Raw genomic sequence first — 7622 nt, 5'->3', positions numbered from 1 at the left:
GCTGACACAGCTGTAATCCGGGCAGCGTAGCGGAACGTTCATCAAGAGAAAAAATAGGAATCAATAAAGCCCTGCGCAGCGCGCAGGGTCAGCCTGAATACGCGTTTAATGACCAGCACAGTCGTGATGGCAAGGTCAGAATAGCGCTGAGGTCTGCCTCGTGAAGAAGGTGTTGCTGACTCATACCAGGCCTGAATAGCTTCATCATCCAGCCAGAAAGTTATGGAGCCACGGTTGATGAGGGCTTTATTGTAGGTGGGCCAGTTGGTGATTTTGAACTTTTGCTTTGCCACGGAACGGTCTGCGTTGTCGGGAAGATACGTGATCTGATCCTTCAACTCAGCAAAAGTTCGATTTATTCAACAAAGCCACGCCATTCCCGTAGCGACCGATAAAGAAGTTGCGCACACCGTGATTTACCAGCTGCGGGCGAATATAACCGTCTGATGAGTCACCGGAAATAAAATAACCAATGTGCTGGTTATTGTTAATCACAGGCGTATCCGAATCCCAGTCTCCGATTAACGCGCAGTTCTGCATACTGTCGCCGATAATAACGGAGTCGGGATAAAGTCGAATAGCCGCATAAATATGATTTTCAGGTTCCGCGGCAATATTTGCATCATTCCCCGCAGTCACCCATCCCGGGTAAGCGGTCCCGTCATCGCCTGGTAAAGTGACTTTATGAGGATAGGTTGTGGCGTAATATTTCCCCGTCAGTTGCACGGGAAGCCCTCTGGCGTGTCCTTCATCGACAGCCTTTTGATAGTAAGGCACGGCATCAGGAGAAACACCGTGCAGGTAGCCGAACATTTCCGGCGACACAAATCCTATACCACCAACGAGTTTAGCGCTGTCGGGTGAACTCAGTTCCTGGCGAATAACCGCATCGGATGTATAAGCCCATGCGCCGACACCCACGCCACCGGTTGTTTTAGGTGACGAATCAGCCGGAACAATTTTTGGGAATTCTCCCGTCCAGACGAGTCGAAAAGCACCATGCAGTATCTCATCTCTTGGTGAATCCAGTATTGCCCCTTCAGCGAAGTTTTTTACGGCACTGACTTTTTCAGCGGCAAGCTCATCTGACTCATCGGCTTTCTTTTTCAGGTAGCGTGTACGGTTCGCCAGACTTTTCAGGGGCCGGTTTGCAACGCCGTCCAGGCCTCCTGAAACGCGCTCGCTTCTGGAAATAAGCTCAATCTCTTCTTCCCACGATGAGGATTCTGGAATTCTGGCCATAGTCTTACCCGTAATTAAAATTGCTGTCGTGAAAAATCACGCCGTTATAAGTAATGTTTTCTTCCGCCGCGTAGTCGTCGGGATAGATGCTGATAATGTCGCCGCTACACAACGTTGAACCGACATGAATATTTCCTTGCACCTTTGTGGAAATATTAAATTGCGCCATGTGACGACTTACCGGCTTTGCGTCGTTAATCAACCGGGTCAACTCATCCAGAATTCGGGAGGTTATCCCAATATCGTTAACATCGACCTCAAGCCGAAATGTCCCCGCCGGGTCGGCCACTTCCCACCACTCCGCGATTGAGAAGGAATAACCCATCTTTTCAACCACCCGTCGGATTGCCGCTATCGTGCCTTTTTGCTGATGGAGCCGGAATGACTCGCTGATAAACGTTCGCTTTTCCTGTTCACTCCAGCTTTCATCCCAGCTGTCAACGGAAAATGCCCACGCCAGATACGGCAGAAAACCAGCCGGGCATTTCCACGGATTCCACAGGTCACGCAACGGGACAGATAAATCACTGATGACGGCGCACGCTTCGGCGGCTCGCTGTTCCAGCACCGACGACCCTGTCGCCATCAACAAGTTATTCATCTGAGCCCCCGATAATGACACTAGCTTTCTTGCAATATGCAGCCTGCGTTTTATCGAGCACCACGTCGGCCAGTGGCTCACGCAGTTCGACACGCTGAACACCCTGCACATGCAGCGCGGCGTAAATTGCGGATAAGCGAATATCCCGACCGAGGCGGCGCTGCTCGGTGATATACGCGGTTAACTTCGCTCTGGCGGCGGCAAGAATCGGCTCAGTTGCCGGGCCGGGGTACACGTACAACACCGCATCGACTGCATAATTAACAATCTCAGCCGAGACGACAGTCAGACGGTCACCCACCGGGCGCACGTTCTCATCATTCAGGGCAGCGCTTACCTTCTGCAACAAATCATCCGACGCCGTGCCGTCACCCTCCCGCGACAACACCGCAATAGTGACCTCTGCCGGGGCCGGACTGTTCGCGGAGGCATCCGCGACACGTCCGTCGGCACTCAGGGCGTGAAATTCATAGGCACCGGTTGGCCCGGCAACACTCATACCCTCAAATGCCGCCGGTACGCGCTGACGTAAATCGCTGTCAGATTCCATGACCGCCGCCACCGGCGGGATTTGGGTATCGTCTCCGGGGGTGATGACCAGGCGTTCAACGTTATTATTTGCCGCGAGCTGGTCGAGGTCGTTTTTGATGGCATAGGCCACCATCCCGGCTTTCGCCGCCTCGTTAATGCGCTGGCGTAAAATCACCTCGCGATAGGCATTCTCTTCGAGATATTTCACCAGTGGCTCAGACTCCAGCGTTAATGTCCTGGCGAACGCTTCCTGCTCACCTTCCGGGTACAGTGAAATCAGCGTCGCTTTGCGCTCGGCGAGGATGGTTTCAAAATCCAGTGTTTCCACCACATCAGGCGCGGGGAGCTGGCTCAGGTCGATAACTGCCATAGGTTCAACTCACAGGGATGGTTAAAGAAAGGCTCTCGCCGGTATCGGTGATTTGGCCGGTCACGTCGACGACCATCTGCCCGTTAAACTGCCGCGCTGTGGTGATGCTGGTCAGCCTGACGCGCGGCTCCCACTTCAGGATTGCCATGTAGCACGCCGCCATAATTTGCAGCTCAAGCGCCGGGGTCTGAGGCTGGTCAATCATCTGCGACAACAGCGAACCGTATTCACGACGCATGACGCGAGAGCCGACGGGCGTGCGCAGAATATCCCCGATGCTCTGGCTGATATGGTCAACGTCTGAAATGCTTTCACCCGTCGTGCGGTTCATGCCGAGATAACGCGTCGTCATTGGGTGCCCTCCGTCCATTCATCGCCGCGCCTGATGCCGCCGTGGCCGTGTTTATCCACCTGCACACCGTTGGAGGTGAAAGCGCCGCCGCTGTGCTCGATATCACCGGACATCTTGCCGCCTTGCTTCACCTCCAGCGTGCCGGTCGTCAGCTTGTTGGTACAGACCACCTCCGGCGTATCGAGGGTGACGCGGGTCGAGGCTTTTACCAGCACCACCGGCACGCTGACGACAACCAAATCGGATGCGGTCACATCGGCGGTTTTAATGCCGGTGACGGTCAGCGCGCCGGTTTCCGGCTCATAACTCATAACGGCACCGTCGGGAAACTCAACGAGCCAGGCATCCGCCGAGGCCGACGGCGCGGGGTTGTCGTCGGAATAAATACCCGGCAGCACAAAGGCGGTATCGAGTTCGCCGCCCACGGCCAGAATCATCACCTGCTCACCAACAGAGGGAGCCCACCAGGTGCGCGAGCGCCCGGCCCGGTGCGTCAGCCACTGGAGCCAGTCGGTATAAATGCCGCCGGTCTGTACGCGACAGCGCCCGGCGTCGAGGTCAGTTTCGACGACGATGCCGGTGCGGATCATGTTGCGTATCGCGCGGGCGAGTTCCTGGATAGATGCGAGAGTATTCATAGGGGAAAGGATGCCGCCGGGGGGGCCGGCGGCAATCTGCGGGCGTTTTGCCCTGGCTGGCACAACGTTAATCGGCAAGGTAGTCGATAATGACGCTTTCCACAAGCTGCCGGTCATCTTCGGTAAAGCCCAGGAGCTGGCGCTGTGGGTACTCGACGGCGGCGCTTTTTGGGGATGGTTTATCCTTGAGCCCGAGCTGATGCACGCGGGCGATGCGCTGCACTTTCCCGGTAAATTCCACCACCGCCGCGCTGTCGTTACCGCTCGCTTTCATATAGCGGTTGGTTCGAAGTTTCGCGAACATCTCGCGCTTAATCCGGCCTTGCTTTGCCCTGACGGGCGGACGCTTACGCGGGGCAAAGGGCGAACCGTCCGGCGCTTTCTGCGATTTGATGCGCTGCTGTTGCCGCTGGCGCAGTTTCTTCGCAATGTCGACGGTCATCCGACGCCGCCCGGCAGGAGAAAGGGCCGCTATCAACCCGGCGAGCCTGTCCTCAAAGGGTTTGAAGTCATTCATCCCATTGACTCACCAGCTCGCCATTACTCCACATCTCGACAGGGCTCGTCACCGGCTCCGGCGGTGGCGGCTCCGGGATGTTCTCAACGTACATTGCGCCGTCGACCTCGTTGACCAGCGTGCGCTCGGTCAGCAACAGGCTAATGCTGACATCGAGGCTGCTGTCGTTATTAATGTCAGCGTACCAGGCAAATCCTTTTTTTCGCCCCTCGTCTGTTGTCATGATGTCCGGCTGATTGACGCGCAACCAGGCCATAATCGGCACAAACAGCAGGTCAATATCGTCGGTGAAATCCGTCACCACGATGTTAAGCGTGTACCGCTTTTCAAACGACAGGGAGCGCGCCAGCGTCGCCGTATTGTTGCCATCGTCCAGGCGAAGGTGAAGCATATCGGGGTTGGTACGCAATACCGGTACCGCATCAGTTAAGGCTTTTCGCAGACTGTTGGGTTTTAACATCGATTTCATCCTGGCATTGTTTAACCGTATCGACCTGGATTGCGCAGCTTTTCAGGGCGTTTTCGAGCTGGCGTATATCCGCACTCAGGTCGCCATTAGTCAGCGGGTCACTGCCCGGCATCGGGCAGGGACTGACCTTCGGGCAGGCGTTGTAAACAATCACCGGCAGCGGCGTTGATACAGGCGGCGCGCTGGTGCAACCGGCGCACAGCATCAGGTAAATCAGCGCGATACCAGCGGCGAAACGCGTCATTTTCATTGAGTAACCTCGTGATAGTTTGTTCACGCCGAAAGGCCAGCAGGTTAGCCGCCGTGAGCTTATCCCTCATGGCAACCTGCGCCAGCTCTTTGCGCTGCGACTGCTCTGCGGCAACGTTGAGCTGATTTTTCAGCATGGTGATCGTGGTTTTCTGCGTACCGGCGACCCGGTTCGCACGTTCAAATGAGGCGCGTAAATTGCTGTTATCGTGTCTCATCCACAGCAGACCCGCACAGGCCAGCGCCAGCAGGAGAATCACTATCTTCATGCAGTTCCCCCTCCGGCCTTGCGCCACACTGCGACCAGCTTGTCGAGGCTGTGCTCACGCTGACCGTATCCGGCACCCGGCAATGAAGCCCAGATATTGCGACAGCGGGAAATCGCGCGCTCGATGCGCCCCTGCTGCAAATCTTCCAGCGCATCACGCTCCCGAATAAGCTGAATGGCGAGCCTGTCCTGTGATACCGGGCTGAAATCCGGCAAAGCGAGCTGCTTTTTGTAATGCGGCCAGAACAGGTAAAGCTGCTGGTAACGCCCGGATGCCGTGGATTTTTCCCCGCGACGATTGAAGACCTTCGCCGGGCGTCCACCGGCGAACGGGTGATCGCGATAATCGGTAAAAATCTCCGGCTTGCCATCGATACCCGTGACGATAACGTCGTAACCGTTGTTTCGGGTCAGCGGATGCGTTGCCGTACCTTCAGAAAACGCCAGCATGTCGAGAAATGCCGCGACGTTGGGGGGTGTTTTAATGACCGCCATCGCTTTCCCCCTTTTTAATCCTGCGCTGAATCGCAATTTCCACCGCCTGATAACCGGCGATACCCAGCATCGAGCCAAATCCGCACACGGCAGCGGGCGGCAGGTCGGGAAACTGCACCAGGGCAACCCCGGCCACCATCGAGACAAAGCCGCCCAGCAGCATTCGACCAATAAAAAGCCGTGCGGTAATGGGCTCGCCACCGGCCAGCACTTTACCGACGACAATCAGCACGCCGATCAAAAACAGTGACAGGACGCTTTTTTCACCTTCCGTCATGTGTTTACTCCCACAGATTAATTGTTTCAGTTACGGGGGATGACTGGACGTCGGGCAGTTCGATCACCGTGCCATGTGGCAGCACTGCGCCGAGCTCGGCCAGCCCCGGATTTGCGGCGAGCACCGACTCGAATACCCCCTCAGTGCGCCCGTAATAGCGGGCGCAAATCATGTCGAGCGTGTCGCCCTGTTGTGCGATGGCCTGCATCAGATTTGGCTCACGATGCAGCGGGGTTTGTCCTGGACGCGTGATACGGCCCAGCGCATGTCCCGCCACAGCTCGTCGACAGTGGTATCGATGCTGTCAGCTTTCTTGTCACCTTTGGCGCTGGCATCCACACCGCGATAACGCTCATAGAGCGTGGCGGTCGCCATTGAGGTGACGGCGCGCAGGTAATAGAAAACGCGCACGCTTTCGCCGTCGAGATCGTCAGCCGGCACGTCGGCCAGCTTGCTAAAACCCCCGGCAATCTGCTGTTCCCGCCACAAAAACAGCTCGGCATTGGTTTCGGCGATGCCGGTTTTGATGGCCTCACGCAGCCGGGCCGGGGCGACGGTTTGCTCAAGGCGCATCCCTTCACGCACGCGTTTCGGGTCGATGTCAGGAAAGAAAAACGTATTTTTTATCACCGGCTCATCGCTGGCAGGTGGCGGGATGACCACCACGCCACCCGGCTGCGGCTCATCGTTCTTTTTAATAATCAGCGTCGTCATGACTACCTCTGAATAGGTGGGCGGTGGACGCCGGTCTCAGGTCAGGTAAAACACCCTCATCGACCGGCGTGCCGCCCTGGCGCGGGGCGCATTCTGTTAACCGACGGTCTTTTTCGGTCGGCCACGTTTAGCCGGTGCCGTGGTTTTCACGGCGCGCGGCGCGCTTACCGGGGCTTTAACGACTGTTGCCGGTTTGGGCTTCAGCTCTCGCTCAAGCCGTTCAATGTCTTTTTTGACGCCTGCCTGACAATCGAGCTGCATCGCTCGCTTGAGGTGGGCCAGCGCATCAGCGGGCTGTTTGTTGTCCCGTAACACCTGGCCGGTTATTTTGTGCAGTTTTGCGCGCACCTCATCAGGCATATCGGCGGCGGCGGTCAGCGCCAGCGTGTCGAGTAGCTGGCTGACGACGACCGGTTCACCGGCGGCATGGGCGCGCATGGCGGCGAGTGCCACCTCTTCGGTAAACATGTACTGCGGCGGGCGGCGGTGTTTACCAGGCATGGTCAGACCGTACTTAAACGCGTAGCGGGCAATATCCATCGCGCCGCTGATGTCGCCGGCATCAAGACGCCACAGCATGACGGTCATCACGATGTCATCCTGCGCGCCTTTGCCCTGTTCCAGCACGCCACTAACCCACGGCAGATAGAACGGCAGCAGCTCGCGTTTTTTCGTGGCTTTCAGCTCTTTACCAAAGATGGCTTTTAACGTGCGTTGGTCTGCGGCCAGCTTAACCAGCATCTGCTCGTAGGCAGTGGCATGCCGCAGCGGGTTGTTTTCCCGCTGCGCGGTTTCAATGGCCGAGACCCGCATCATGTGACGCTGTGCGGGGCTCGTCATCGGTTAGCCCTCCGGTTGCGCGGCAGAGAAATCGCCCAGCTTGATATTTTCAATGAAGC

14 protein-coding genes and 1 pseudogene are annotated in these 7622 nt (G+C 56.9%); all 15 read right to left on the bottom strand.

Features of this window, described 5'->3' with window-relative positions; all coding sequences use genetic code 11:
• Window positions 1–338 (bottom strand): annotated as a pseudogene (locus tag HMPREF1024_RS0127570) (transposase); the annotation flags it as partial.
• Window position 339: 1 nt separating this feature from the next.
• Window positions 340–1242: a hypothetical protein gene (locus HMPREF1024_RS31480; protein ID WP_009309702.1), complete on the bottom strand. Its 903-nt coding sequence runs from the start codon at window positions 1240–1242 to the stop codon at window positions 340–342.
• A gap of 4 nt (window positions 1243–1246) precedes the next feature.
• Window positions 1247–1843, bottom strand: coding sequence for a phage tail protein I (locus HMPREF1024_RS03085; protein ID WP_009309701.1), 597 nt, complete (start codon window positions 1841–1843; stop codon window positions 1247–1249).
• The gene (locus HMPREF1024_RS03090) at window positions 1836–2744 is read right to left on the bottom strand and encodes a baseplate assembly protein (protein WP_009309700.1); all 909 of its coding nucleotides are present in this window, start codon (window positions 2742–2744) and stop codon (window positions 1836–1838) included. Before HMPREF1024_RS03090 ends, HMPREF1024_RS03085 begins: the two co-directional genes overlap by 8 nt.
• Window positions 2745–2748: 4 nt before the next feature.
• The gene (locus HMPREF1024_RS03095; protein ID WP_009309699.1) at window positions 2749–3096 is read right to left on the bottom strand and encodes a GPW/gp25 family protein; all 348 of its coding nucleotides are present in this window, start codon (window positions 3094–3096) and stop codon (window positions 2749–2751) included.
• Window positions 3093–3686 (bottom strand): phage baseplate assembly protein V, encoded by a 594-nt coding sequence (locus tag HMPREF1024_RS03100; protein WP_232725086.1) that lies wholly within the window; start codon window positions 3684–3686, stop codon window positions 3093–3095. Before HMPREF1024_RS03100 ends, HMPREF1024_RS03095 begins: the two co-directional genes overlap by 4 nt.
• A 115-nt stretch (window positions 3687–3801) precedes the next feature.
• On the bottom strand, window positions 3802–4251 hold the full coding sequence (locus HMPREF1024_RS03105) for a phage virion morphogenesis protein (protein WP_009309697.1): 450 nt from the start codon (window positions 4249–4251) through the stop codon (window positions 3802–3804).
• Window positions 4244–4711, bottom strand: coding sequence for a phage tail protein (locus tag HMPREF1024_RS03110; RefSeq protein WP_009309696.1), 468 nt, complete (start codon window positions 4709–4711; stop codon window positions 4244–4246). The genes HMPREF1024_RS03105 and HMPREF1024_RS03110 overlap by 8 nt, the downstream gene beginning before the upstream one ends.
• A complete protein-coding gene (lysC, locus tag HMPREF1024_RS31860) occupies window positions 4674–4925 on the bottom strand; it encodes an Rz1-like lysis system protein LysC (protein WP_077251102.1) in 252 nt (83 codons plus the stop codon). Before lysC ends, HMPREF1024_RS03110 begins: the two co-directional genes overlap by 38 nt.
• Entirely contained in the window at window positions 4819–5238 is a 420-nt protein-coding gene (gene lysB, locus HMPREF1024_RS03115) for an Rz-like lysis system protein LysB (RefSeq protein WP_009309695.1), read from the bottom strand. The genes lysC and lysB overlap by 107 nt, the downstream gene beginning before the upstream one ends.
• Window positions 5235–5732 carry a glycoside hydrolase family protein gene (locus tag HMPREF1024_RS03120; protein ID WP_009309694.1) on the bottom strand — a complete coding sequence of 166 codons (498 nt, stop codon included), beginning with the start codon at window positions 5730–5732 and terminating at the stop codon, window positions 5235–5237. The genes lysB and HMPREF1024_RS03120 overlap by 4 nt, the downstream gene beginning before the upstream one ends.
• Complete coding sequence (locus HMPREF1024_RS03125) at window positions 5719–6009, bottom strand: phage holin family protein (RefSeq protein WP_009309693.1); 291 nt, start codon at window positions 6007–6009, stop codon at window positions 5719–5721. Before HMPREF1024_RS03125 ends, HMPREF1024_RS03120 begins: the two co-directional genes overlap by 14 nt.
• A 4-nt stretch (window positions 6010–6013) precedes the next feature.
• Window positions 6014–6217 carry a tail protein X gene (locus HMPREF1024_RS03130; RefSeq protein ID WP_009309692.1) on the bottom strand — a complete coding sequence of 68 codons (204 nt, stop codon included), beginning with the start codon at window positions 6215–6217 and terminating at the stop codon, window positions 6014–6016.
• Window positions 6217–6723, bottom strand: a complete 507-nt coding sequence (locus HMPREF1024_RS03135) for a head completion/stabilization protein (protein ID WP_009309691.1) — start codon at window positions 6721–6723, stop codon at window positions 6217–6219. The genes HMPREF1024_RS03130 and HMPREF1024_RS03135 overlap by 1 nt, the downstream gene beginning before the upstream one ends.
• Before the next feature lie 96 nt (window positions 6724–6819).
• Window positions 6820–7563, bottom strand: coding sequence for a terminase endonuclease subunit (locus tag HMPREF1024_RS03140; protein WP_009309690.1), 744 nt, complete (start codon window positions 7561–7563; stop codon window positions 6820–6822).
• Window positions 7564–7622: the final 59 nt, after the last annotated feature.

This window comes from Klebsiella sp. 4_1_44FAA, assembly GCF_000238715.1.
Taxonomy (GTDB): Bacteria; Pseudomonadota; Gammaproteobacteria; order Enterobacterales; family Enterobacteriaceae; genus Klebsiella; species Klebsiella pneumoniae.
The sequence above is the reverse complement of the archived record's forward strand: the minus strand, read 5'-3'. Positions and strand labels throughout refer to the sequence as shown.